Genomic DNA, 25,720 nt, shown 5'->3' with positions numbered 1-25,720 from the left:
GCAGCGCATCCCGAAAGCCGCCTTTCTTTTGTCTGTTTGAGGAGTCATCCGTGAAGCGACGTGTCGTCATCACCGGCCTGGGTATTGTTTCTCCCGTTGGAAACGACCTGACCACCGCTTGGGACAATATCGTCAACGGACGTTCTGGCATCAGCCGCATCACCCGTTTCGATCCCTCGGCCATCACCACGCACATTGCTGGCGAAGTCAAAGACTTCGACATCAGCACCTATATCTCAAGCAAAGAAGCCCGCCAGATGGATACGTTCATCCATTACGGCCTGGCCGCGGGGATGCAGGCATGGCGTGATTGCGGTTTGGAAGTCACCGAAGCCAATGCCGAGCGCATTGGTGTCATCGTGGGTTCCGGCATCGGCGGTTTGCCGCGCATTGAAGAAACCCAGGTCGAATACATGGCCAAGGGTCCGCGGCGCATCTCGCCGTTCTTCGTGCCGGGTTCGCTGATCAACCTGATCTCCGGTCATTTGTCCATTGCCTATGGCATGAAGGGTCCCAGCTACGCCGTCGTTTCGGCCTGCACGACCGGTCTGCATTGCATCGGCGACGCAGCGCGCCTGATCGAATACGGCGACGCGGACGTCATGGTTGCAGGCGGTGCGGAATCGACCGTGTCGCCGCTGGGTATCGGCGGTTTTGCCGCCATGCGCGCCTTGTCGACCCGTAACGATGACCCGGAAACGGCATCGCGTCCCTGGGACCGCGACCGCGACGGATTCGTGCTGGGCGAGGGTGCCGGCGTTCTGGTCCTTGAAGAGTACGAGCATGCCAAGAAGCGCGGCGCGCGCATCTATGGCGAATTCGCCGGATACGGCATGAGCTCGGACGCGCACCACATCACGGCTCCGGACAAAGACGGCCCGCGTCGCGGCGTTATCAACGCGCTGCGCAACGGCGGCTTGAACGCGGACGACATCCAGTATGTCAACGCGCACGGCACGTCGACTCCCCTGGGCGACAAGAACGAAACCGACGCGCTGAAGCTGGCGTTCGGCGATCACGCCAAGAAGCTGGTGGTGAATTCGACCAAGTCCATGACGGGCCACCTGTTGGGCGCGGCCGGCGGCATCGAAGCCGTGTTCACGACCTTGGCCGTGTACAACCAGGTTTCCCCTCCCACGATCAACATCTTCAATCAAGATCCGGAATGCGATCTGGATTACTGCGCGAACGAAGCGCGGCAGATGAAGATCGACATCGGCCTGTCCAACTCGTTCGGCTTCGGCGGCACCAACGGCTCGATGGCCGTTCGCCGGGTCTGATTTGGAAGGCTCCGAGGCAGGGCGCTGGTCATTTCGGGTGCCCGTCGGGCGGCCGGCCAATGGCCACGTCCTGTGCGCGGTGGCCGGCGCCGCCGCTGCGGCTTGCGCGTCGGTAGCAGCGCTTTGGCAAGGCATGGGCGGCTGGGCATTCGTTGCGCTGCTGCTTGTGCCGGCCGGGCTGTTACACTCGGCACGGAGCGGCCTGTCCCCGGTATCGGCATTACGTACGGCAACCGGGGCAGGGCGTTGGCAGGTGCGTCAGCCGCAAGGCTGGCAAGACGCGCGGTTGCTGGATCAGCAGCGCGGCCCCCGCTGGCTTACGCTCACTTTGCAGCTTTTGCCCACCGGGAGTACGGTCTTTACAAATAGCACAATCACCCTCACCGTCTGGCAGCGGACGTTGCAACCCGAGTCCTGGCGGCGGTTATGCCTGCTGACGGGCACGGCGCAACGAGCGCGGCAGGCGGCACGCCTGCAGGAGGCGTCATGAGCGAACGCGAAGTCGACGCGGAGTTGGTCGCGCGCGTTCAACGAGGCGATAAAAAGGCGTTTGATCTACTGGTGCTGAAGTACCAGCGCAAGATCCTGCGCCTGCTGGCCCGGATGATCCGCGACCCATCGGAAATCGAAGACGTGGCCCAGGAAGCTTTCATCAAAGCGTACCGAGCCTTGCCCCAGTTCCGGGGCGACAGCGCCTTCTACACCTGGTTGTATCGTATCGCCATCAACACGGCGCGCAACTGGCTGGCCTCGCAAGGCCGGCGCCCCAGCGCACCCAATGCGATAGAAACGGAAGACGGTGAAACTTTTAACGAAACCGACAACCTAACCGATATAAGCACGCCGGAATCCATGGTCGCCAGCCGCGAAATCGCCGAGACGGTGAACGCGGCAATCGAGGAATTGCCCGAAGAATTGCGCACCGCAATTGTCCTGCGTGAAATCGAAGGTATGAGTTACGAAGACATCGCCCAGAGCATGGACTGCCCTATTGGTACGGTGCGCTCCCGCATTTTTCGTGCGCGCGAGGCCATTGCAACCAAATTGCGTCCATTGCTTGGCACCGATGCCGAGCGTCGCTGGTAAGGAGTGGCAGTCATGCAAACAGCAGCCAAGTCCGTTGAAATCGCCGAGGCCTCCTGGGAGGAATCGGTTTCCGCCTGGATGGACGGAGAAGATTCCGACGATATTCTTCCCAGTCTGTTGTCCAAGGAAGGACGTCAGACCTGGGACACCTATCATTTGATCGGTGATTCCCTGCGCAATGCCGATCTGGCATTGACCCCTAGCGCCGCGTTCCAATCGCGATTGGCGCGCGCGCTGGACGCGGAACTGCCGATTGTGGCGGCGCCCCGGCGCCGCTCGCCGTTGCGGGTCGGCCTGTCGGGCCTGGCCGTGGCGGCCGCGGTTGCCACCGTTGCCTGGGTGGCACAGCCTTACCTGACCGGCACGCCGGCAACGGAAGTGCGTGTGCTGGCCGATGCCAGCGGCACGCCTGCCTCCGCCACCGCCGCCGATGACGCCGGCCTGCGCGACTACCTTGAAGCCCATCGCCAGATGGCGGGCCCCAGCGCGGTGCGTCAAGTGTCGTTCGACGTCGGAGCAGGACGTTGATGGCGATAGCGTTACCGACACGTCGGCCGCGCGCAGGTTCCTGGCATGCCCATCGCGCGGGATGGTTCGCCGCTACGCTTCTGACCGCTTTCCTGTCCGCCCATGAGCCGGCGCGCGCCGCCGATGCGGCCCCGGCCACGGACGATGTGGTCCAACTGCTGACCCGCATTCAGCAGGCCGCGCGCAAGCAGGACTACGCGGGCGTCTTCATGTATCAGCAAGGCGAGATGATTCAGTCATCGCGCCTGGTGCATGTGCTGGACGGCACCGGCGAGCGCGAGCGCCTTGAGATCCTGGATGGCCAGCCGCGCGAATACCTGCGTCACAACGACGACGTGCAATGCCTGATCCCGGAACGCAAGACCGTGCTGATCGAGCGCCGTCGTGGCGACCGGTTTCCCGGCCTGCTGCTGGGCGATCCGGCCAATCTTTCCGAACACTACAAAATCCGTACCGAGTCCAAGCTGCATCGGGTGGCAGGCCGTGAATGCCGCCTGATCACGATCGAACCGCTGGACAAGCTGCGTTATGGCTACCGCCTGTGCGCTGACGTTGAAACGAATTTGCTGCTGAAGGCGCAAACGCTCAACGCCGCCCGGGGTGTGGTTGAGCAGGTCTCGTTCACGTCGCTGCGCCTGGGTTCCGAAGTGGATCCGCAACAGCTCAGTTCCCGCTGGAGCACGCGCGACTGGAAGGTGCTGGAACCCTCGATGACCCCAGTGGACCTGATGGCCCAGGGGTGGCGCATTCCGGCGCCCAAGGGCTTCAAGGTCATCATGCAGGTGGCGCGATCAATGGGCCGCGGCGCAACGGTCAGCCAGATGGTGCTGTCCGATGGCCTGGCCGCCATCTCGGTGTTTATCGAACCTTATGACAGTGAGCGCGGGCATCATCCTCCGCCGGGCCCCGCGCAGCGTGGCTCTATCACGGTGTATGGCACGCGCATTGCTGATTTCTGGCTGACGGCCGTGGGCGAGGTGCCCGTGGCCACGCTTGAACAGCTGGCGCAAGCGACCGAATACGTGCCGACCGCGGCAACGGCCGCACCGCCGGCCGCCACCCCCAAGTGACGCACGCCACAGCCACAAGCAGCAAGCAGCAACTTCGGAGTAATTTATGAAAGCAATGACGGTGTCGAACGCTTTTTTCCGGCGCTTTGTGGTGGCCGTGGCGGCGGGCGTATTCATGTCCACGGCCTACGTGCCCGTTGCGACGGCGCAGACCCCGACGGTCGCGCTGCCCGACTTCACGGGCATTGTTGAAAAAGCGGACCCCGCGGTCGTGAACATCCGCACGACCGCCACGGTGCCCGTGCGCGGCCCCGGCCCGGGCGGCGGCAGTGATCCGTACGAATTGTTCCGCTGGTTCTTCGGGCCAGACCTGCAGCCGCCGGGCGGGGGGCAATCGCCCATGCCGCGCCAGCGTCCGCAGCCGCCCCAGCCTGAAGAGCGCACCGTGCCGCGTGGCGTGGGCTCCGGCTTTTTCATTTCGACCGACGGCTATATCCTGACCAACAACCACGTGGTGGTTGACGCAACCGACATCTACGTCACGCTGACCGACGGCCGCGAATTCAAGGCCAAGGTGATCGGTACCGACGAACGCACCGACGTGGCGCTCATCAAGATCGAAGCCAAGGACATGATTCCGCTGGTCATTGGCGACCCCAAGAAATTGAAGAAGGGCCAATGGGTGCTGGCGATCGGCTCGCCGTTCGGCCTGGATTCCACCGTGACCTCCGGCATCGTCAGCGCAATCGGCCGCGATACCGGCGAATACCTGCCCTTCATCCAGACCGACGTTGCCGTCAACCCCGGCAACTCGGGTGGGCCGCTGATCAATCTGGACGGCGAAGTGGTGGGCATCAATTCCCAGATCATCTCGCGTAGCGGTGGTTTCATGGGCATCTCGCTGGCCATCCCGATCGACGAAGCGATGCGCGTGGTTGACCAACTGCGCGCCACCGGCAAGGTCACGCGCGGACGCGTCGGCGTGCAGATCGGCGAAGTGGGCAAGGATGTGGCCGAAGCCATCGGCCTGCCCAAGGCCGAAGGCGCACTGGTCAGCAGCGTGGAAGCCGACGGCCCCGCTGAACAAGCGGGCGTGCAGCCGGGCGACGTGATCCTCAAGTTCAACAACGAGCCGATCAAGCGCTGGTCCGATCTGCCCCGTATCGTCGGCGAAACCAAGCCCGGCACGCGCGCTGACATGCAAGTGTGGCGCAAGGGTAAGAACCTGACGCTGTCGGTCAAGGTGGGCGAGATCCCGACCGAGAAGGCGGCCGCTGCCGCGAAGAAGGCTGCGCCGGCGCCTGAAGTAACCAACGCGCTGGGCCTGGGCGTGGTCGATGTGCCGGCCGATGTCCAAAAGAAGCTGCGCATCAAGGGCGGCGTCCAGGTGAAGGTTGCCGAGGGCGCGGCGGCCAAGGCGGGCTTGCAGGAAGGCGACATTGTGTTGGCTCTGAACGACACCGATGTCACCGGCGCCAAGCAGTTCGGTGAACTGGTGGCCAAGCTGGACAAGAGCCGTTCCGCCGGTTTGCTGGTCCGCCGTGGCGAGCAGACTCAGTGGGTCGCGGTGCCCGCATCGAAGTAGGGCGGCTTCGGCCGGTTGGACCGCCTTTTTACCCGGGGGCGGCCCACCGGCAGAAAAATTTGCCCAAGACCGGCTAAAATGGCTGGTTGCCGCAAGAGGGGGGCGCTTGGGCGCCCCCTCGTTTTGCCCGGGTTTCGTCCCGTCAGCGCCCCTCTCGTCAGCCGTGTCCTCGCAGGCGGCGGCGTCTTCCGGCTTATTGCCGAGTGTTCCGTCCCTTATAATTTCAAGCATGCAGCATATTCGCAACTTCTCCATCATTGCCCACATCGATCATGGCAAATCGACCTTGGCCGATCGCTTGATCCAGCGCTGCGGCGGATTGGCGGATCGCGAAATGTCGGCGCAGGTGCTCGATTCCATGGAAATCGAGCGCGAGCGCGGCATCACCATCAAGGCCCAGACCGCCGCCCTGCAATACAAGGCGAACGACGGCAAGGTCTACAACCTGAACCTGATCGACACCCCGGGGCACGTGGACTTCTCGTATGAAGTCAGCCGCTCGTTGTCGGCATGCGAAGGCGCGCTGCTGGTGGTGGATGCGTCCCAGGGCGTGGAAGCGCAGACGGTCGCCAACTGCTACACCGCCATCGAGCTGGGCGTGGAAGTGGTGCCCGTCCTGAACAAGATGGACCTGCCCCAGGCCGACCCCGAAGGCGCGCGCCAGGAAGTGGAAGACGTCATCGGCATCGATGCGTCGGAAGCCGTGCTGGCCAGCGCCAAGACCGGCATGGGCATTGACGAAATCCTGGAAACCATCGTGGCCCGCGTACCGGCGCCCAAGGGTGACCCGGAAGCGCCGCTGCAAGCGCTGATCATCGACTCGTGGTTCGACAACTACGTGGGCGTGGTCATGCTGGTGCGCATCATCAACGGCGTGCTCAAGCCCAAGGACAAGATCCTGCTGATGGCGTCCGGCGCCACCCACCTGTGCGAGCAGACCGGGGTGTTCACGCCCAAGTCGCAGCAGCGCCCGCACTTGTCGGCGGGCGAGGTTGGCTTCATCATCGCCGGCATCAAGCAGCTGGAAGACGCCAAGGTAGGCGATACGGTCACGCTGGCCAACAAGCCCGCGCCGTCCGCGCTGCCCGGTTTCAAGGAAGTGAAGCCCCAGGTGTTCGCCGGCCTGTATCCCGTCGAAAGCTCCGAATACGACCAGCTGCGTGATTCGCTCGACAAGCTCAAGCTGAACGATGCCGCGCTGATGTTCGAACCCGAAGTCTCGCAAGCGCTTGGCTTTGGTTTCCGCTGCGGCTTCCTGGGCCTGCTGCACATGGAAATCGTGCAAGAGCGCCTGGAACGCGAATTCGACATGGACATCATCACTACCGCGCCGTCGGTCGTGTATGAAGTCGAGCAGCGCGATGGCTCCGTGATTACCGTGGAGAGCCCGTCGCGCATGCCTGAAGTGGGCAAGATCCAGGACATTCGCGAACCGATCGTGAAGGTCACGCTGTTCATGCCGCAGGATTATGTCGGCCCGGTGATGACGCTGTGCAATAACAAGCGCGGCTCGCAGGTCAACATGAGCTACCACGGCCGCCAGGTGCACCTGGTATACGAGATTCCGCTGGCCGAAATCGTGCTGGATTTCTTCGACAAGCTCAAGTCGGTGTCGCGTGGCTATGCCTCGATGGACTACGAATTCCTGGAATACCGCTCGGCCGACGTAGTGCGTGTGGACCTGCTAATCAATAACGACCGCGTCGACGCGCTGGCCGTGATCGTCCACCGCAGCAACGCGCGCCATCGCGCTCGCGACGTTGTGACCCGCATGCGCGGCCTGATTCCGCGCCAGATGTTCGACGTGGTGATCCAGGCCGCAATCGGCGCCGAAATCATCGCCCGCGAAAACGTCAAGGCGTTGCGCAAGAACGTGCTGGCCAAGTGCTACGGCGGCGACATCTCGCGCAAGAAGAAGCTGCTTGAAAAGCAGAAGGCCGGCAAGAAGCGCATGAAGCAGGTGGGTAGCGTTGAGATTCCGCAGGAGGCGTTCCTGGCCATCCTGCAAGTGGAAGACAAGTAGAACCAAAAGAAGGCGGTTAGCTGATGAGTTGGAACTTTGCCCTGATCCTGTTTGTTCTGCTGGTCTTGACCGGCATTATCTGGGTGCTTGATCTGGCGGTGCTGCGGCGTGGCCGTGAAGCGCGGGCCCAAGCGGCAATGGCGCAGTACGATGCGGCCCTGATCGGGGACGCGCAAGAAGCCGAACGCCTGCGCCGCGAAGCCGGTGACGTGGCGCGCCGCGTGCCCTGGTGGGTGGAATACGCCGTCAGCTTTTTCCCCGTCATCCTGTTCGTGTTCATGCTGCGTTCGTTCGTGGTCGAGCCGTTTCGGATACCTTCGGGCTCGATGCTGCCGACGCTGCAATCGGGCGACCTGATCCTGGTGAACAAGTTCAGCTATGGCTTGCGCCTGCCGGTGATCGACAAGAAGGTCGTGGATATCGGCAAGCCCCAGCGCGGCGACGTCTTCGTGTTCCGTTATCCCGTGGATCCGGACGTGGACTACATCAAGCGCGTGGTCGGCCTGCCGGGCGACGAGATCGCTTATCTGGACAAAAAACTGTATGTGAACGGCACCCTGGTGCCTCACGTTCGCGACGGCGACTACTTCGAGCCGGATCGTGTGTCGTATATCGCACAATATAAAGAGAAGTTGGGCGACGTTGAGCACAAAATCCTGCTAGATGAGAACAAGCCGCAGGATTATTCGCCCATGTGGCAATTTCCTCACCGCGAAAACTGCCAATACAGCCGCAATGGGGTACGCTGCAAAGTACCCGAAGGCAGTTATTTCGCCATGGGCGATAATCGGGACAACAGCGCGGACAGCCGTTATTGGGGCTTCGTACCTGAGGCCAATATCGTCGGACGCGCGTTCTTCATCTGGATGAATTTCAGCGATCTCAGCCGCATCGGCCGGTTCAACTGATTATGTCGCTAGCCACGCTAGAAAACCGCCTGGATCACCACTTCGGTGATCCAGCCTTGCTTGAACAGGCACTGACGCATCGCAGTCACGGTGCGCGTCACAACGAGCGCTTGGAATTCCTTGGGGATTCCGTGCTGAACTTCGTCGTGGCGGCGATGCTGTTTGAACGCTATTCCAAAATCGACGAAGGCGATCTGTCGCGGCTGCGGGCCAACCTGGTCAAGCAGGCCTCGCTGGCGGACATCGCCCAACGCCTCGAACTGTCGCAGTATCTGCGCCTGGGCGAAGGTGAATTGAAAAGCGGTGGCTTCCGTCGGCCATCGATTCTTGCGGACACGGTCGAGGCGCTGTTTGGCGCCGTCTTCCTGGATGCGGGCTTTGAGGCCGCGCGCCGCGTGATCGTGCGTCAGTACCAACCGGTGCTGGCCTCGGTTGACCCAAAAACGCTGGGCAAGGACGCCAAGACCTTGCTGCAGGAATTCCTGCAAGGCCGCAAGCTGGCGCTGCCGTTGTACACGGTGGTGGCCACGCATGGCGCGGCCCACAGCCAGCAGTTCGAAGTCGAGTGCGCCATCCCGGCGCTCGAGATCAAGGTTACGGCGCCCGGCGCCAGCCGCCGCGCCGCCGAGCAGTCGGCGGCCAAGCTGGCTTTGGAGGCTGCGCTGGCTATCAGCCCCGCCACCAAGGCTGCCCGCAAGTCGGGCAAGGCGCGCAAAACCGCGCAATTGTCGCTGCCCGTGGCAGTGGCTCAAGAGACTAAATGAGCGATACCCCTTTTCGTACCGGCTTTGTTGCCATCGTTGGCCGTCCCAATGTGGGCAAGTCCACGCTGACCAATGCCCTGATCGGTTCCAAGATCTCCATCGTGTCGCGCAAGGCGCAGACCACGCGCCACCGTATCCACGGCGTGCTGACTCGCGAGCACGAGCAATTCGTTTTCGTTGATACCCCGGGATTCCAGACGCGTCATGGCGGCGCCATGAACCGCATGATGAACCGCGTGGTGACGCAGGCTTTGGCCGACGTCGACGTGGTGGTGCACGTGGTGGAAGCCGGTAAATGGTCCGAAGGCGATGCGAAGCTGTTGCCGCTGTTGCCAAACCCCGAGCGCACCATTCTGGTCGTCTCCAAGATCGACCAAATGAAGAACCGCGACGACCTGTTCGCGTTCGTCTCCAAGATCATGGCGCTGCACCCCTTTGGCGCCGTGGTGCCCGTCAGCGCCACCAAGAACCAGCAGCTGGACCAGTTGCTGGAAGAAATCGCCACGCGCCTGCCGGAAGGCGAGGCGATGTTCGAAGAAGACACCCTGACCGACCGCCCCATGCGCTTCATCGCCGCCGAACTGGTACGCGAGAAGATCTTCCGCCTGGTCGGCGACGAACTGCCCTACGGCTGTACCGTTGTCATCGAGCAATGGGAAGAAACCGCCAAGGGCGCCAGCATCAACGCCTGCGTGGTGGTCGAGCGCGACAGCCACAAGCCGATTCTGCTGGGCGCGGGCGGCATGCACATGAAGCGTATCGCCACGGAGGCGCGGCAAGACATCGCCAAGCTGCTGGACAAGCCCGTGCACCTGGAGGTCTACATCAAGGTGCGCAAGGGCTGGTCCGACCGCGAGGGTGCGCTTCGCGATCTGGGTTATGAGTAGACGGGCGCCTCGCGTCCAGGATCGCCCGGGCTTTATGTTGCACGCCACCGCGTGGCGTGAAACCTCCCTTATTGTTCAGACTTTTTCCCGCGATCATGGCTGTGTGGCCATGGTCGCCAAGGGCGCCAAACGCCCTTATTCGGTGCTGCGTCCTGTGTTGTCGGCCTTTCAGCCCTTGCTGCTGTCCTGGACCGGCAATGGCGAAGTCAAGACACTGACGCGCGCCGAGATCGCTGGCATCCGTCCGCTGACGGGCACAGCGCTGATGTCCGCCTGGTACATGAACGAGCTACTGCTGCGCTTGCTGCCTCGCGAAGACGCGCACCCCTTGCTGTTCGACGCCTACGACATGGCGTTGCAGCAGCTGTCCAACGGTACGCGTGCCGCCGGCGCGCTGCGCCGCTTTGAATGGACGCTGTTGCGCGAAACGGGTTATGGCGTGGATGAACAAGCGCCGGATTTCGACGACACCACGATCGAGCCCGCGCTGCGGCGCGATCTGCGCGAGCGCCTGGCCGAGATCCTGGCCGGTCGCCCCTTGTCGACCCGCCGCGTCCTGATGGACCTGCAACGCATCTAGCGCGCGGCGCGGCACATGACCTTCACGCTAAAACAGGTCGAGACCTTTCGCACCGTCTACGAAACGGAAAGCGTGACGGCTGCGGCACGGCGGCTGGATGTGTCGCCCGCGACGGTCAGCGCCACCTTGGCCGCGCTGGAAGCCAGCATTGAACTGCGCCTGTTCGAACGCGTGCGCCAACGCATGCAGCGCACGCCCGAAGCCACTTTGCTCTACGAAGAAATCCGCCGCCTGAACGTCGGCCTGGAAAGCCTGGGCCGCAAGATCCGGGCCATACGCGGGGCCGCCCAACCGCGGCTTCGCATCGGCTGCATCCATGCCTACGGCGGGGCTATCGTCAGCGAGTCGATCTCGCGCTTTCGCACGCGTTATCCCGACACGCCGCTGTATCTGCAAATCCGCGACTCCAATACCTTGCGCGACATGGTGGTGTCGGGCGAGCTGGACCTGGCGGTGGTGGCGGATGAATCCGAACTGGAAGGCCTGCGCGGCCATCGGCTGGCAAGCTTGCGCGCGGTGGCGGTGTTTCCCGCCGGACATGCGCTGGCGCGCCTGGAACAGGTGGACTTTGCTCAGCTGACCGACGTCGATGTGATTGCCTTGAACGCCGAGGACGGGTCGCGCAAGCGCCTGGATGCGCTGTTGCGGCAAGCGGGTCACAGCCTGAAGGTGGCGATTGAAACTCCGTATTCCAGCACCGTCTGCCAGTTGGCCTTGGCCGGGCACGGGGTCGGCATCGCCAACCCCGCGACGGCGGTAGGCATGGAAGCCGCGGGCCTGTGTTATCGCCCGCTGACGGCACCCGTGCATTTTGAATGCCACATGATTCTGCATGGCAGCCGGCCCTTGTCCGAAGCCGGGAAATTCTGGGCCACTTGCCTGCGCGGCGCGCTGGCCCCGCTGGTGGATCGGTTTGGCGTTTGATTTGACGTCGTTGCTGGCCGGGAAATTCAGCTTCGGCGCGTGGCCGAAGCCTTCTGCCCCGTAGCGGCCCGACGTCAGTCCGGCCAGTGGGGGCCGTCAGCCCCGGCGCCCGTCGGATGTCAACATCAACACCACTGACGATTCAGCGTCCAGCACGCCCGAGCGGCGTAGCTGCGACACCGCCGCCAACGCCGCGGCCGATGACAGTTCGGTGCTGATGCCCCGGCGCTCAAGCCGTTGTTGCGCGGCAGCGGCAGCGGCATCGGAAACGTCCACCGGGGTGCCGCCCGAGCGGGCCAAGGCTTCCAGTGATTGCAACGTGCAGGTTCCGCCCGCGATGGAATATTGCTGGGTGGCGCGTTCCCACAGGCCGCGCGCATCGCCCGTTGCGCGCGCGCGCGACAGGCGTGCATAGGGCTCGACAGCGTGCAGGCGAGGCAGGAGCGCGATGCGTCCGCTTTGCAGCAAATGCTGCCAGCCCAGCAAGATGCCCCACAGCAGATCGCCTCGCGCGGTGGGCACGATGATGTCGGTGGGCGTGGCGCAAACGTTCAGGATTTCGGTGGCGATGGGCTTGTAGCCTTCGACGCCATAGGGATGCGTGCCGACGGGGGGATTCAGATAATTGGTGCCCGCGAACGCGCCGTGATTGCGGCACAGGTCCTCAACGTAGGGCCAGCGCGCCAGGCTGTCTTCGAACGCACGAAGACGGGCGCCGAAGCGTTCCATGGCTTCACGCTGCAAGGGCGGGCAGTTTTGGGTAATGGCGATATCCGCCTGCAAGCCGGCGGCGGCGCAGTAGGCCGCAATCGATACCCCGGCGTTGCCGCTGGAAGCCGCAGCCACGCGCGTCGCCCCAGCCAAGAGGGCCCGTGATATCAACTGGGCCGCCATGCGGTCCTTGTGGCTGCCTGTGGGGTTGGCGCTTTCGCACTTGAGCCATAGCTTGCCGATGCCTTCGGCGTCGGCAAGGTCGGGCGCCTCCAGGCAAGGCGTATCACCTTCGCCCAAGGTCACCGCTTGAAGAACGGGCAGTGGCATGACGTTGCCGCTCTCCGTGGCGTCGTAGCGGCATTCCAGCGTGGCGGGGTGGCCGGCGGCAAGGCAGCTGGGGCAGCCTTCGGCGTAGTCGCCGGGCGCCCACAGGGTGGCGCAGCGGATGCAGCGCAGGTCGGTCAATCTGGGGTTCATCTGCATAGTCAGTATTTTGACGCTAGGGAGTCCAGGGGTAGGGCGGGGGCCACTTGCAGCAGGCAGTCGCCGTCGTCGCTGCGCGCGATGGCGCGCAGGCAAACGACCGTGCCGGCTTGCGGCGCGTAGAGCGGCCGCGCGGGGATATCCGGGCGCGCGGGTTCGATCAGGCGGCCGATCGGCTGATCCGCCGTCACCGCCTGCCCAAGCTCGACGCCGGGCACGAACACGCCGGGTTCGCCGGCGCGCAGCGTGGCGGCCGGCGCGTCCGGGTCATAGAGGCGGACGTCCCGATTCGCCGGAACAGGGGGGGCGGGCAATAGCCCCAGTTCGGCAAGGCAGCCCAGCAAGCCGTTGCGGCAGCCGTCGACCAGCGCGCCGCGAGTCTGCCTGCCCCCGCCGATTTCGGCGCTTAGACGCAGCACGCCGTGGCGGCTGGCGGCGGCGGGCATCGAACCTGCCTCGTTGCCGCGAAAGAACACACAGTCGGGAAAGCCGAACGCGCGGGCCAGGGCTGGCAGGCGTTCGTCATAGGCGTCGTTGCCGTAACGCGTGATCACCGATGAAGGCAGGTAGCAGAGCGAGGCGCCGCCGCTGTGCACGTCGACCATGGCCTGGATGCGGGGCAGCAGCCGTGCTTCCAGGGCCGCCGCCACGCTTTCCGTATAGCCGCGCGCCGGCGCGCCCAGGAACGCGCGATTCAGGTTGCCGCCGTCGCTGGGCGACAGACGCGTGCCGGCCAGAGAGGCTTCGGCATTGACGGCCGGCAGCAGGTATACCGTGCCATGTTGCAGCATGCCGGGAAGTTGCTGCCACAGGTCGAGGATGGCGGCCTGGCCTTCCCATTCATCGCCATGCACGCCGGCAATCAAGGCCACGGCCGGGCCTGGTCCGGCCTCGATGCGCAGTACCGGCACGGTGACTCGGCGATAAGCCGAGTCATTGGTCGCGGCGGCAACAGAGAAGTCTTCCCGGCTTACGCGAACCATGCTTCGGCTCCGGCGGCTCTGGTGGCTCTGGTGGCGGGGCGCGCGCCGGTCAATCCAGCGTGGCGGCCTTGATGATGCTTTCCCATTTGGGCAGCTCCTTGCGAATTTGGGTTTGGACGTCCTGCGGCGTGCCGCCCAGCGGCTCTTGCGACCGGCTACGCAGTTCCTTGGCGACGTTGTCCGATTGCAGTGCCTTGTTCATCGCGTCATTCAATCGACTGATGACGGCGGGGGGCGTGCCGGCGGGTGCGATCAGCGCGCTCCAGGCGGACTGCTCGTAGGCCGGATACCCTTGTTCGGCCACCGTCGGCACATCCGGGTTGGATGCCGCGCGGGACTTGGTGGTGACGGCCAATGCGCGCAGTCGGCCGTCCTTCAGGTTGCCGATCAAGGGCGGCAGGTTTTCCATCATGGCGTCCACGTGGCCGCCCAACAGATCCGACAACTGCGCGGCCGTGGCCTTGTAAGGGATCTGGCGCACGGCGGCGCCTGTCTGGGCGATGAACAGCTTGACGCCGACTTCACTGGTGGTGCCGGGGTCGGCCGACGTCATGGTCAAGCGATCCGGCTGGGCGCGGCTGGCCTCGATAAAGCTCTTTAAGTCGCGATAGGGCGATGCGGCGTTCACCACGATCACGTTGGGCGTTTCGGCCACCAAGCCGATCGGCGTTACGTCGCGGTCCAGGTTGTAGAGCTGTTGCTTGAACAGGAAGCGATGCAACACCAGCGTGCCGACGTGCGCGTAGCCGATGGTGTAGCCGTCGGCTGGGGCGCGAACCACGGCCTGCGTGCCGATGCGGCCACCCGCGCCGACGCGGTTTTCCACCACGACGGGCTGGCCCAGCTGTCGGCTCATTTCTTGTCCGATCAAGCGTGCGGTGATGTCGGCGTTGCCACCGGCGGCGGCTGGCACGATCAGGGTGATCGCGCGTTCCGGATAGTCGGCTTGCGCGGTGGTCGCGGCAAGGCAAAGCAGCAGGGCGGCAAGGCAGGCGGTGCGTTTCATGACGATTCCCCAGGCGTTGAGAGCTGCGCCATTGTGCGCGGCAGGCCCTAAGAATCCGTTTGCTTCAATAACATGGGTGTTCAAGAAAACCTAAGGGATTTGACACTTGTCCTTGTCCTTGTCTTGGTCCTGCCAAGGCCTGGCATCCGCCCGCTTGCCCAGCCCATAGCCGACGGCGGCCGCGCCCAGCGCCACCGCGGCGCCCAGCAGGGCGATCAGCGCCGCGCCATGGCCCAGCATGTCGACGCCGGCCTTGACCCATCCGCTGGCCGCATCGCCGCCCCGGTAGACGACCGTATCGATGACGTTCTTGGTTTTGTATTTGTCTTCGGCAGGCACCGCCGTGAACAGCATTTCGCGGCCCGGCCGGATCAACGCATATTCGCCGGCACGGCGCAGGATCATCGCGGCGGCCAGGACGCCAAAGACCGGAAACGCGGCAAGGAACAGGAACGACAGCCCCACCGCCAGCGGCACCGCCGTCAACAGAAAGCGCACCCCCAGCCGGGCGGCCACGCGACCCGTGATGAACAGCTGCGACAGCAGCGCCAGCGTCTGCACGGTGACATCCAGCGCGCTGAACACGCGGATGCGCTGGGCCGTGTCGGGAAAGGTATCGGCCACCAGGCGCGCCTGCTCCATGTACAGAAAGGTGTTCAGCGTGGCCAGCAACACAACCAGCAGCGAAATGCCAAGCAGATAGCGCGACTGGAAAATGCGCAGGATGCCGGCCAGCAGCGCGCCTTCGATGGGACGCTGCATGTCTTGCCGCCCGGTCTCGGGGCGTGTGGCGGCCCGCCAGCGCAACAACCATTGTTTGAGCGGCAGCGTGGCGGTCAGCAGCAGCGCGGACAACAGCAGCAAGCCGGCCGGGCCCAGCGCGCCGGCCAGCAGGGCGCCCAGCAACGGGCCGCACAACCCGCCCGCGCTGGCCCCGGCGGCAATCAGCGCAAAGAGGCGTTTGGCGGAGTCCATCCGGAACACGTCCGCCATCAAGCTCCAGGCGATCGACACCACGAACAGGTTGAAGACCGACAGCCACACATAGAATGCACGCGCCGCCCAGACGCTGCCCGGTTGCAGGTACAACAGGGCCGCGAAGCCCGCCATGGTCAGCGCAAAAATGCTGTACACCCAGGTCAGCAAGGTGGCGCGCGGGACGCGGGCGGACAGGGCGCCAAACATCGGCACGACCGCCAGCGTGGCGACAAAGGTGGCGGTGAACAGCCATTGCAGCTGGTTGACGCCCGCCTGGATCCCCATGGTTTCGCGGATGGGGCGCAGCATGAAATAGCCGCAGAACAAAAAGAAAAAGAACGCGAAGCCGCAGGCGGCCGGGGCGATGTCGGCGTCATGGATGCCCAGCGTTCGTGCAATGCGCGCGCGCGCGGGCTCAAGCCAGGCCCAGGCCATGGCCTTATGCCAGCAGGGCCGCGATGCGGTCGCGCAGCGCGGCGTCGGGCTGCCGCCCGAACCCGGCCAGCGCGTTATCCGCCATGTTGGCGGGCTTGGACGTGGCGGGGATGACGGCGGTGACGGCCGGATGCCCGATGATGAATTTCAGAAAGATCTGTGCCCAGGAGGTGCAGCCGATTTCCGCGGCCAAAGCGGGCAGGGGGCGCCCCTTGACCTGCCGAAAGAGCGCGCCGTCCTGGAACGGGCGGTTGATCAGCACCGCCACGCCGTTGGCCTGGCAGGCCGGCAACAGGCGCTTTTCGGCGCTGCGAGCGCCCACGGACAGGTTCACCTGAAGAAAGTCGGGCTTTTCGCGTTCGACCAGTTCGGTCAGCTCGTCATGGGCATAGTCCGTGTAGTGCGTGATGCCGATGTAGCGCGTGACGCCTTGCTGCTTCAGTTCGCGCAGCAGGGCCAGTTGGTTGCGGGTGTCGATCAGGTTGTGCACCTGGATCAGGTCCAGCTTGTCACGCCCCAAGCGCCGTTGGGACTCGCGGATCTGGCCCATCGCGGCCTCCCGCCCTTGCGCGCCGATCTTCGTGGCCAGAAAGTACGGGGGCGCCGTGGCGGCCTGGCGGGCCAGCAGTGCGCCCACCACGGCCTCGGCCTGGCCGTAGCTGGGGGCGGTGTCGATCAGCGTGCCGCCTTCTTTGGTGAACACCTCCAGCACCTGCGCCAGCGGTGCCATGGCGGCGGCGTCATCGGGCGACGCGTTGAAGGTGTCCGCCGTGCCCAGGCCGATCACCGGAATCTGCTCTTTGGAGGACGGAATGGCGCGGGTCCACATGGCTTGCTTCATGCTGAGTGCGTGCACGGCGCCCGCTGGCCCCAGCAGGGCGGCGCAAGCGGCGGTCTGGAGGAAGCGGCGGCGGTCTTGCATCGGTAGCGCTCCAAAAGAAAAAGGCCTACACGTGAATGTAGGCCTTTGGACCGAACTGGCGGTGCGCGATTACTCGCGGTTGCCGCCGAAGATGCCCAGCAGCATCAGCAGGTTCGAGAAGACGTTGTAGACGTCCAGGTAGATGGCCAGGGTGGCCGACACGTAGTTGGTTTCACCACCATTGACCACGCGTTGCAGGTCAACCAGCATGAAGGCCGAGAACACCAGGATGGCCATGACCGAGATGGTCAGCATCAGCGCGGGCAGTTGCAGGAAGATGTTGGCCAGCGCCGCGATCAGGATCACGACCGCGCCGATGAACAGGAACTTCTGCATGCCGGACAAATCGCGCTTGATGGTGGTGGCCAGCGTGGCCATCGTGCCGAACACGATTGCCGTGCCGCCGAACGCCGTCATGACCAGCTGCGAGCCGTTGCTGAACCCCATGACGAAGCCCAACAGGCGCGACAGCATGATGCCCATGAAGAACGTGAAGGCCAGCAGCAGCACCACGCCCATCGAGTTGTTCTTGTTTTTCTCGATGGCGAACATCATGCCGAACGCGCCCACCAGGAAGACGATGGCGGACAGGCCCGGGCTGGCGCCCATGACGCGGTTGATGCCGGTGTACATGCCGACCGCCGCGCCCAGCACCGTGGGGATCAGCGATAGGGCCAAGAGCCAATAAGTATTGCGCAGGACCTGGTTGCGAGCGACCTCGCCCGGCGCGCCAGCGACTGCGCCGGAACGATTAAAAGGGGACGGACGATATTCGTTCATGGAGAACTCCTGTATGCGCCAAAAAAGATAGCTTGAAAGCTTAGATGGGAAGGATACCTTACAGTTCCCTGAAGAATCCAGTTTTTGGAAGATTTACACCTGCGGCAAAGTGCCGGTTTCAGCCGGGTCGGACTTCATTCAGTACCCGGGAAACGATACCCGGTAATTCAGCGTCCATGCGCGTCTGGATCTGCTCGATGGCGTCGGCCAGCGCGCGGCGCATGAGCTGTTCGACTTCGGCTTGCAGGCGGGCCGTCACGACCGACGGGTCAGGCAGCGCGGCGGCGGAAGCTTGCGTGGCGGCCGAATGAACGGCGGGCGCTTCATCCACGTTCCAGTCCTGCCCGTTGTCGTCGGCGATGTCCGTCAGCAAGGGGAAGGCGTCGTCGGGGTCGGCAGCGCCGGCGTCGTCGGCCAGCTCGGTCAGCACCGGGGCGTCGGGCTCATCGGCAGGGGCCGGCGGCGCGTACAGCGTCGGTTCGGCCCGTTGAGTCAGGGTGGGAATGCCAGGGTCGTTGGGGCGAGAGGGCATGGGGGCTCCCGAATATCAGATTGCCGCAGTGGGCGCAGGGCCCACCGGACGGATTGGGCGGGTCAACCGCCGGCCTGTTGGCGGCTGAGATCGTGGCTTTGCGGCGTATGGCCTGCATTCTGGTACGTGCGCCAGCGCTGGCGGGCGGCCTGCTTGTCGTCAGGGTCGTCCGACACGATTTCAAGCACGCGTTCGAAGGTGTCGAAACCCGGCGGGCTGTCGTTGTCCAGATTCAGCAGCCACAGCGCGGGCGCGTCGGCACCCGCGCTGGGTTGGGCCGCCTGGGCGGCCTGCTGCGGATCGCCCGCGGTCAGCACAACCGGCGTTTCAGGCGCCAGGGGGTCGTTGGCCAGCACGTGCGGGATGAAGGCGGTGTCGTCGAACGCCCACAGCATGCGGTCGAAAGCGGCCAGCCGCGAGCCGTCTTTACAGTACACCACCAGCCGCTGGCCCGCCAAAAATTGCTTGCGCACGACCTGGCAGGCCATGCGCAAGCGGTCGGGCGCGCCGAAGGCGAAATCGATCCGCGTCATGCCCGTTTCCGTTGCGAAGGTTTCAAACCTGATCCAGCAGGTATTGCATCAGCAGCGGCACGGGGCGGCCCGTAGCGCCCTTGTCCTTGCCGCCGCGCCAGGCGGTGCCGGCGATGTCCAAGTGCGCCCACGGGTAAGCCTTGGCAAAGCGCGACAGGAAGCAGGCGGCGGTGACCGCGCCGGCCGGGGGGCCGCCGATGTTGGCCAGGTCGGCAAAGTTGGACTTCAGCTGATCTTGGTAGGCGTCGTCCATCGGCATGCGCCATGCCGTGTCCAGCGACTTGCGGCCGGCAGCCGCCAGGGCGTCGGCCAGGGCGTCGTCCTTGGAGAACAGGCCGCTGTTGACGTTGCCCAGGGCAACGACGCAGGCACCGGTCAGCGTGGCGATGTCGATGACGGCTGCCGGCTTGAAGCGTTCGGCGTAGGTCAGGGCGTCGCACAGGACCAGGCGGCCTTCGGCGTCGGTGTTCAGGATTTCGATGGTCAGGCCGGCCATGCTGGTGACGACGTCGCCCGGCTTGTTGGCGGTGCCGCTCGGCAGGTTTTCGCAGGCGGGGATCAGGCCGACGACGTCAAGCGGCAGTTCCAGCTCTGCCAGGGCGCGGAACGAGCCCAACACGCTGGCTGCGCCGCACATGTCGTACTTCATTTCGTCCATGGTGGCGGCGGGCTTGAGCGAGATGCCGCCGGCGTCGAACGTGATGCCCTTGCCGACCAGCACGATCGGGCCTTGCGCATTCTTGGCGCCTTTCTTGACGGCCTTGGCGCCGGCGTGGCGCAGCACGATGAAGCGCAACGCTTCGGCCGAGCCGCGAGCCACCGACAGGAACGAACCCATGCCCAGCGCTTCGACCTGCTTGCGGTCCAGCACTTCGACTTTCAGCGACTTGAATTCGCGCGCCAGGCGCTTGGCCGTGTCGCCCAGGTAGGTGGGCGTGCAGATGTTGCCGGGCAGGTTGCCCAGGGTGCGGGTCAGCTCCATGCCGTTGGCGATGGCCGCGCCTTCGCGCAGGCCCTTCTGGGCCTGGGCGGCGTCGGCGCGCTCGACGATCTGCACGATCTTCTTGAGTTTGGGGCGGGCGTCGCGATCGGGCTTGCCGAAGCTGGCGTCGTAATGATAGGTGGCGCCGCCGGCCGCGATGGCGGCGCTGCGGGCGCGGGCAATGATGGCGACGTCGGCAATGGGGTTGGCGGCCAGCGTGGACACGCCTTCCGTCAGTTGCGCAGCCACGCAGACCGAGGCGAATGCCTGTTCAGCCGACGCGTGGGCGCGGGCCGAATACTCTTCCTGCTTGCCCAGGCCCACCAGCACCACGCGCTGCGCGGTCACGCCGGGCAGGGTGCGCAGCGTCAGCGTGGAGCCGGCGCGGCCGCGGAACTCGGTCTTGACCACGGCGCGCACGGCGCCGTTGGAAGCGCGGTCGATGATGTCGGCGGCGGGGCTCAACACGCCGTCCGCGTACACCCCGACAGCCAGGGCGGCGGTTTTAACCTGGTGCAGGGAAGCAGTGGTCTGTGTGCTAAATTCCATGAGGGTTTCCCGTGTACGTCTGTGTATGATGCGGTCGATTATCCCGCATATTCTCCCATGTCTCTATTTAAACGCTCTGTCGTCAGCGAGATCACCAGTCACGCTGGCGTTGTCTTTTCCACGTTGCTCATCGTGTGGCTCAGCGTGCTTCTTGTGCGCCTGCTGGGTGAAGCAGCGGGCGGCAACATCGGAGCCGACGTCGTCCTGGTGCTGGCCGCGCTGTCCACGATCACCGCCTTGCCGACCATCCTGGCCGTGTCGATCTTCATTGCCGTGCTGACGACCGTCACGCGCAATTACCGCGAATCCGAAATGGTGGTGTGGTTTGCCAGCGGCTTGTCATTGGCCGACTGGTTAAAGCCCGTTCTGCGCGTTGCGGTGCCTGTTGCGCTGGCCGTGGCGGGCTTGACGCTGGTGGCGGCGCCGTGGGCGTATCGGCAAATCGGCGAATACCATGAACGCTTCGAGCAGCGCTCGGATCTGTCCAAGGTCACGGCGGGGCAGTTCGCTGAATCGTCGGGCGGCAATCGCGTGTTTTTCTCTGAAGACCCGGTTACGCCGACGGATGAATTGGGCAACGTGTTCGCGCGTGAAACCGGCCCTGAGTGGCTGAGCGTCTTGACGGCCAGCAGCGCGCACAGCGAAACGCTGCCCAATGGCGACCGCTTCCTGGTGCTGGGCGAAGGCCATCGCTACGACCTGAAGCCGGGCACGCCCGAAATCCGCCTGGTGCATTTCAACAAATATGGTCTGCGCCTGGAAAGCAAGGCGGGTGACGACCCGATCGGCGAAGCGCGTGCCGCGGCCGAGCGCTCGTCGAAAGCCCGTGCCACCATGCAACTGGTGGCGGACAACACGGACAGCAGCTGGTCGCAGGTGATGTGGCGCATTTCGTTGCCCTTGGCCGCGCTGAACCTGGCGCTGCTGGCGATTCCGCTCGGGGCGGTGAACCCGCGCCTGGGCCGTTCGGGCGATCTGTTGATCGCAGGCCTGGTCGGCTTGCTCTATATGAACCTGATCAACCTGTCGCGCGCCTGGATTTCCAACGGCAAGCTCAGTTTCGGCGTGGGGGTGTGGGCGATTCACGGCGCGGTGGCGATGCTGACCGTGTTCCTGCTGATGCGCCGCCTGCGGGTCAAAGCACCCAAGGACGCCAAGCCGGCCTGAGTGCCGATAACGCTGCAACGAAGCGGGGGCCTATCTGGCCCCCGCTTCGCGTCAGGGCAGGTACTTCATCGTGCCGCGCTTGCCCGCCAGCAGGTCGGCGTTTTTCAGCACCGATTTGCGGATGAATTCCCACAGCACCGTCACGCGCTTGAGCTTGCGCAGGTCTTCGTGGCAATACATCCAGAACGATCGCGTGATTTCGATTTCGGTCTGAAGCACCGGCTTCAGGCGCGGGTCCTGGGCGGCGATAAAGCAGGGCAGCACCGCCAGCGACTGGCCCTGTAGCGCGGCGTGGTACTGCGCGACCACGCTGGTGCTGCGCAGCACCACATTGCTGGCGGGCAGCACATCTTCCAGGTAACGCAGGCGTTCACTGAACAGCAGTTCGTCCACATAGCCGATGAAGGTGTGATGCGCCAGGTCGGCGCGCGTCTCGATGGGGGCGTGGCGGGCCAGATAACCCGGCGTGCCGTATAGGCGCAGCGTGTAGTCGCACAGCTTGCTGCACACGTAGGGGCCGCGCTGCGGCCGTTCAATGGTGATGGCCAGATCCGCTTCGCGCTTGGACAGGCTGACAAAGCGCGGCACGGGCAAAATGTCCAAGGTGATGTGGGGATAGCGCCGCTGGAAGTCCGCCGCCAGCGGCGTCAGCACATAACTGCCAAAGCCCTCGGTGGCGCCGATACGCAAATGGCCGGACAGGGCCTGGCCGATGCCCGACAAGTTCTCGCGCGCGGTGTGCACCGTGCTTTCCATCTGCTCGGCGTGAACGAAAAGGCGCTGGCCATCGTCCGTCAGCACAAACCCCGCACTGCGCGACTTTTCGAACAGCAGGGTATCCAGCTCGGTTTCCAGCGCGCGGATGCGGCGCGACACGGTGGTGTGCTCGACCCCGAGTTTGCGCGCGGCCGCGCTGACCCGCTGCGTGCGGGCCACCTCCAGGAAGTACCGCAGGCTGTCCCAATCCAACACGATTTCGATCTCCGGATCCGCGCGCCCACGGGCTTGGGGCGGCCTTTTTGCGCTGTGCATTAATGCACAAGGAATGTGCATTTCTGGTGTTGCTTGTTGATTTTCACACATCTACACTGGGCCGGCAGGCCTCGGGGCATTGCCCTGGGAGTCGCAGGCCGCAAAGACGGCATCACGCTATCAATCAGCGCATAACACTCAGGAGACAAATCCATGAAATTGCACGCACGCGGGCTGGCCGCAGGCTTGTGTCTGGGCGCAATATTGGTAAGCCAGGCGCAAGCGGCCGACAAGCCGCCAGTGAAAATCGGCATCCTGACGGACATGTCCGGCACGTATGCCGGGATGGGCGGGCCCGGTTCGGTGGCGGCGGCGCAGTTGGCCATCGATGACTGCCTGGCCGCGGAATGCAAGGGCATGAAGATCGAACTGGTGTCGGCCGACAACCAGAACAAGGCGGACGTGGGCGCCGCGAAAGCGCGCGAATGGTTCGACCGCGATGGCGTCACGGCCATTGCCGACCTGACTAATTCTGCGGTGGCGCTGGCCGTGCAAGGCATCGCGCGCGAAAAGAACAAGGTGGTGATGTTCTCGGGTCCGGCCACGACGGCGCTGACCAACAAGGAATGCTCGCCCGTCGGCTTTCACTGGATGTTCGACACGTATTCGCAATCGGCCGGTGGCGCCAAGGCCACGGTGCGGGCGGGCGGCAAGTCCTGGTACTTCATCACGGTGGACTACGCGTTTGGCCATTCGCTGGAAGCCGACACGGTCAAGGCTGTGAAGGCGCTGGGCGGCACGGTGGCCGGCAGTGTGCGGCATCCCTTGAACGCGCCGGATTTTGCCTCGTACCTGTTGCAGGCGCAAAGCTCGAAGGCGCAGGTGGTGGCATTGGCCAACGGCGGGCAGGACACCGTCAACGCCGTCAAGCAGGCGCGCGAATTCGGCATCGTGTCGGGCGGGCAGCGCCTGGTGTCGCTGCTGATTTTCTTGTCGGATCTGCGGGCGTTGGGCCTGGAAAGCGCGCAAGGTTTGTCCTATGTGGACGGTTTTTATTGGGACTATGACGACGCGTCGCGGCAGTGGTCCACGCGTTTTGAAAAGGCCTTCCGGGGCTTGAAGCCGACGATGACGCAAGCGGGCGTGTATTCCAGCGTGCTGCATTACCTGCGCGCCACGGCGGCGGCCGGCAGCACCGATGGCAAGGTCGTGGCCGACAAGATGCGCGAACTGCCGATCAAGGATCCGATCATGCGCAACGCATCGATCCGGCCCGACGGACGCGTGATCCACGACATGTACCTGTACGAAGTGAAGAAGCCCGCGGATTCCAAGGGCGGCTGGGACTATTCCAAGCTGGTGGCCACCATTCCAGCGGCCGAAGCCTTCCAGCCACTGGCCGACTCGACGTGCCCGCTGGTGACGAAATAACCCGGCGCGCCTGCCCGGCCCTTGCCTGGCAGGCGCGTTGCAAGATCCATGAACGCGGATTCATCCGCATCGACTACGCAGTGTGAGGAGCATCAAATGAGTGAAGTCCCCCGCGTTCCGCTATTGATCGGCGGCAAGCTCGTGCAGTCCAAATCCACCGAATGGCGTGACGTGATCAACCCCGCCACCCAGGAAGTCGTTGCCAAGGTGCCCTTCGCCACGCGCGAAGAGCTGGACCTGGCCGTCTCCAATGCCAAGGAAGCCTTCAAGACCTGGCGCAACAGCGGCCAGGGCGCGCGCATGCGCGTCATGCTGAAATTCCAGGAACTGCTGCGCGCCAACACCGGCAAGCTGGCCGAGATGATCACGCGTGAACACGGCAAGACGCTGCCCGACGCAGAAGGCGAGATCGGGCGCGGCCTGGAAGTGGTCGAGCACGCGTGTTCGATCGCCAACCTGCAATTGGGCGAGTACGCCGAAAATGCCGCGTCGGGTATCGACGTCTACACGCTGATCCAGCCGCTGGGCGTGTGCGCGGGTATCACCGCGTTCAACTTCCCCGTGATGCTGCCGTGCTTTATGTTCCCCATCGCGGTGGCGTGCGGCAACAGCTTCGTGCTGAAACCGTCTGAACAGGACCCGACGTCCTCGTTGTTCCTGGCGCAGCTGGCCCTGGAAGCCGGCCTGCCCCCGGGCGTGCTGAACGTGGTGCACGGCGGCCCGGATACGGCCAACGGCCTGTGCGAACACCCGGACATCAAGGCGGTGTCGTTCATCGGGTCGACCCGCGTGGGCACCGAGATCTACAACCGCGCATCGGCCGCCGGCAAGCGCTGCCAGTCGATGATGGGCGCCAAGAACCATTGCGTGATCCTGCCGGATGCCGACCCCGAAGTGGCGCTGAACCAGCTGGTGGGCGCGGCCTTTGGCGCGGCGGGCCAGCGTTGCATGGCCTCGTCGGTGGCCGTGCTGGTGGGCGACGCGCGCAATTGGCTGCCGGACTTTGTCGAGCGCTCGAAAAAGCTCAAGGTCAATTCGGGCACCGACCGCGAAGCCGATCTGGGCCCGCTGGTGTCGCCCAATGCCAAGAAGCGCGTGGAAAGCCTGATTCAAAAGGGCGTGGACGAAGGCGCCAAGCTGCTGCTGGACGGCCGCAACCTGAAGGTGAAGGGCTTCGAAGAAGGCAATTTCGTGGGCCCCACGATTTTTGACGGCGTTTCGGAGAACATGACCATCTACACCGAAGAAATTTTCGGGCCGGTCCTGTGCTGCGTCGGCGTGGAAACGCTGGAAGACGCGGTGGCCTTCATCAACCGCAACCCCAACGGCAACGGTGTGGCGCTGTTCACTCAGGATGGGGGCGCGGCGCGCTACTTCCAGAACAATATCGACGTGGGCCAGGTGGGCATCAACGTGCCGATCCCCGTGCCGGTGGCGTGGTTCAGCTTCACCGGATCGCGCGGTTCCAAGCTGGGCGACCTGGGCCCCAACGGCAAGCAGGCGGTGCAGTTCTGGACGCAGACCAAGACGGTCACGGCGCGCTGGTCCGCCCATGCCAAGACGGTGAACACCACCATTTCGATGCGTTGAAAGGGGGGACGCCTTGCTCCTAAGCTTATACGAATAAGTTATATGATGAGGCGTCCTTATTACTTATAATTGGCCGATCTATTAAGGG

General features: G+C 64.3%; 24 protein-coding genes. 14 read left to right on the top strand and 10 right to left on the bottom strand.

Going from position 1 to position 25,720, the window contains the following annotated elements; all coding sequences use genetic code 11:
• Positions 1-50 precede the first annotated feature (50 nt).
• The 11 genes from fabF to AC0Z35_RS15845 all read left to right on the top strand — a co-directional run bounded on the left by fabF (position 51) and on the right by AC0Z35_RS15845 (position 11,575).
• Positions 51-1,280 (top strand): beta-ketoacyl-ACP synthase II, encoded by a 1,230-nt coding sequence (fabF, locus tag AC0Z35_RS15895; RefSeq protein WP_046802601.1) that lies wholly within the window; start codon positions 51-53, stop codon positions 1,278-1,280.
• A 486-nt stretch (positions 1,281-1,766) separates the two neighbouring features.
• Positions 1,767-2,366 carry an RNA polymerase sigma factor RpoE gene (rpoE, locus tag AC0Z35_RS15890; RefSeq protein ID WP_006218045.1) on the top strand — a complete coding sequence of 200 codons (600 nt, stop codon included), beginning with the start codon at positions 1,767-1,769 and terminating at the stop codon, positions 2,364-2,366.
• A 12-nt stretch (positions 2,367-2,378) separates the two neighbouring features.
• A complete protein-coding gene (locus tag AC0Z35_RS15885) occupies positions 2,379-2,894 on the top strand; it encodes a sigma-E factor negative regulatory protein (protein WP_046802603.1) in 516 nt (171 codons plus the stop codon).
• Positions 2,894-3,964, top strand: a complete 1,071-nt coding sequence (locus tag AC0Z35_RS15880; RefSeq protein WP_485132327.1) for a MucB/RseB C-terminal domain-containing protein — start codon at positions 2,894-2,896, stop codon at positions 3,962-3,964. The genes AC0Z35_RS15885 and AC0Z35_RS15880 overlap by 1 nt, the downstream gene beginning before the upstream one ends.
• Before the next feature lie 115 nt (positions 3,965-4,079).
• A complete protein-coding gene (locus AC0Z35_RS15875) occupies positions 4,080-5,489 on the top strand; it encodes a DegQ family serine endoprotease (protein WP_370638769.1) in 1,410 nt (469 codons plus the stop codon).
• Positions 5,490-5,718: 229 nt separating this feature from the next.
• Positions 5,719-7,512 carry a translation elongation factor 4 gene (gene lepA, locus AC0Z35_RS15870; protein WP_006218049.1) on the top strand — a complete coding sequence of 598 codons (1,794 nt, stop codon included), beginning with the start codon at positions 5,719-5,721 and terminating at the stop codon, positions 7,510-7,512.
• A 23-nt stretch (positions 7,513-7,535) separates the two neighbouring features.
• Positions 7,536-8,420: a signal peptidase I gene (lepB, locus tag AC0Z35_RS15865; RefSeq protein ID WP_104143027.1), complete on the top strand. Its 885-nt coding sequence runs from the start codon at positions 7,536-7,538 to the stop codon at positions 8,418-8,420.
• A gap of 2 nt (positions 8,421-8,422) precedes the next feature.
• Complete coding sequence (rnc, locus tag AC0Z35_RS15860; RefSeq protein WP_046802607.1) at positions 8,423-9,184, top strand: ribonuclease III; 762 nt, start codon at positions 8,423-8,425, stop codon at positions 9,182-9,184.
• Positions 9,181-10,071 carry a GTPase Era gene (era, locus tag AC0Z35_RS15855; RefSeq protein WP_120154267.1) on the top strand — a complete coding sequence of 297 codons (891 nt, stop codon included), beginning with the start codon at positions 9,181-9,183 and terminating at the stop codon, positions 10,069-10,071. The genes rnc and era overlap by 4 nt, the downstream gene beginning before the upstream one ends.
• Complete coding sequence (gene recO / locus AC0Z35_RS15850) at positions 10,064-10,651, top strand: DNA repair protein RecO (RefSeq protein WP_046802609.1); 588 nt, start codon at positions 10,064-10,066, stop codon at positions 10,649-10,651. Before era ends, recO begins: the two co-directional genes overlap by 8 nt.
• A 15-nt stretch (positions 10,652-10,666) precedes the next feature.
• Positions 10,667-11,575: a LysR family transcriptional regulator gene (locus AC0Z35_RS15845; protein ID WP_120154269.1), complete on the top strand. Its 909-nt coding sequence runs from the start codon at positions 10,667-10,669 to the stop codon at positions 11,573-11,575.
• Positions 11,576-11,671: 96 nt separating this feature from the next.
• Here the strand turns inward: AC0Z35_RS15845 and AC0Z35_RS15840 are convergent, their stop codons facing one another.
• The 9 genes from AC0Z35_RS15840 to AC0Z35_RS15800 form a co-directional block, all read right to left on the bottom strand.
• Positions 11,672-12,772 (bottom strand): pyridoxal-phosphate dependent enzyme, encoded by a 1,101-nt coding sequence (locus AC0Z35_RS15840; RefSeq protein WP_485132328.1) that lies wholly within the window; start codon positions 12,770-12,772, stop codon positions 11,672-11,674.
• A gap of 2 nt (positions 12,773-12,774) precedes the next feature.
• Entirely contained in the window at positions 12,775-13,755 is a 981-nt protein-coding gene (locus AC0Z35_RS15835; RefSeq protein ID WP_485132329.1) for a M14 family metallopeptidase, read from the bottom strand.
• A 49-nt stretch (positions 13,756-13,804) separates the two neighbouring features.
• On the bottom strand, positions 13,805-14,761 hold the full coding sequence (locus tag AC0Z35_RS15830; RefSeq protein ID WP_314361198.1) for a tripartite tricarboxylate transporter substrate-binding protein: 957 nt from the start codon (positions 14,759-14,761) through the stop codon (positions 13,805-13,807).
• A gap of 90 nt (positions 14,762-14,851) precedes the next feature.
• Complete coding sequence (locus AC0Z35_RS15825; RefSeq protein ID WP_485132330.1) at positions 14,852-16,174, bottom strand: NTP/NDP exchange transporter; 1,323 nt, start codon at positions 16,172-16,174, stop codon at positions 14,852-14,854.
• A gap of 4 nt (positions 16,175-16,178) precedes the next feature.
• On the bottom strand, positions 16,179-17,096 hold the full coding sequence (locus tag AC0Z35_RS15820) for an aldo/keto reductase (protein WP_485132331.1): 918 nt from the start codon (positions 17,094-17,096) through the stop codon (positions 16,179-16,181).
• 69 nt (positions 17,097-17,165) lie between these two features.
• On the bottom strand, positions 17,166-17,876 hold the full coding sequence (locus AC0Z35_RS15815) for a Bax inhibitor-1/YccA family protein (RefSeq protein ID WP_006218060.1): 711 nt from the start codon (positions 17,874-17,876) through the stop codon (positions 17,166-17,168).
• 118 nt (positions 17,877-17,994) lie between these two features.
• Positions 17,995-18,408, bottom strand: a complete 414-nt coding sequence (locus AC0Z35_RS15810; protein WP_046802615.1) for a hypothetical protein — start codon at positions 18,406-18,408, stop codon at positions 17,995-17,997.
• Positions 18,409-18,470: 62 nt separating this feature from the next.
• Positions 18,471-18,941 carry a DNA polymerase III subunit chi gene (locus tag AC0Z35_RS15805; RefSeq protein ID WP_485132332.1) on the bottom strand — a complete coding sequence of 157 codons (471 nt, stop codon included), beginning with the start codon at positions 18,939-18,941 and terminating at the stop codon, positions 18,471-18,473.
• Between the two features lie 22 nt (positions 18,942-18,963).
• Positions 18,964-20,472 carry a leucyl aminopeptidase gene (locus tag AC0Z35_RS15800; RefSeq protein ID WP_219991882.1) on the bottom strand — a complete coding sequence of 503 codons (1,509 nt, stop codon included), beginning with the start codon at positions 20,470-20,472 and terminating at the stop codon, positions 18,964-18,966.
• 57 nt (positions 20,473-20,529) lie between these two features.
• Between AC0Z35_RS15800 and lptF the strand changes: the two genes are divergently transcribed.
• The gene (gene lptF / locus AC0Z35_RS15795; RefSeq protein WP_104143037.1) at positions 20,530-21,639 is read left to right on the top strand and encodes an LPS export ABC transporter permease LptF; all 1,110 of its coding nucleotides are present in this window, start codon (positions 20,530-20,532) and stop codon (positions 21,637-21,639) included.
• A 51-nt stretch (positions 21,640-21,690) separates the two neighbouring features.
• Here the strand turns inward: lptF and AC0Z35_RS15790 are convergent, their stop codons facing one another.
• The gene (locus AC0Z35_RS15790; RefSeq protein WP_046802858.1) at positions 21,691-22,611 is read right to left on the bottom strand and encodes a LysR family transcriptional regulator; all 921 of its coding nucleotides are present in this window, start codon (positions 22,609-22,611) and stop codon (positions 21,691-21,693) included.
• Between the two features lie 213 nt (positions 22,612-22,824).
• Between AC0Z35_RS15790 and AC0Z35_RS15785 the strand changes: the two genes are divergently transcribed.
• Together AC0Z35_RS15785 and AC0Z35_RS15780 are read left to right on the top strand one after the other, a co-directional pair.
• Positions 22,825-24,042 carry an ABC transporter substrate-binding protein gene (locus AC0Z35_RS15785; protein WP_120154289.1) on the top strand — a complete coding sequence of 406 codons (1,218 nt, stop codon included), beginning with the start codon at positions 22,825-22,827 and terminating at the stop codon, positions 24,040-24,042.
• Positions 24,043-24,138: 96 nt separating this feature from the next.
• Complete coding sequence (locus tag AC0Z35_RS15780) at positions 24,139-25,632, top strand: CoA-acylating methylmalonate-semialdehyde dehydrogenase (RefSeq protein ID WP_046802619.1); 1,494 nt, start codon at positions 24,139-24,141, stop codon at positions 25,630-25,632.
• The last annotated feature ends 88 nt before the right edge of the window (positions 25,633-25,720 follow it).

This window comes from Achromobacter sp. 1L-A-4-B-C2 (assembly GCF_057291955.1).
This window is presented reverse-complemented; position numbering and strand designations above follow the sequence as displayed.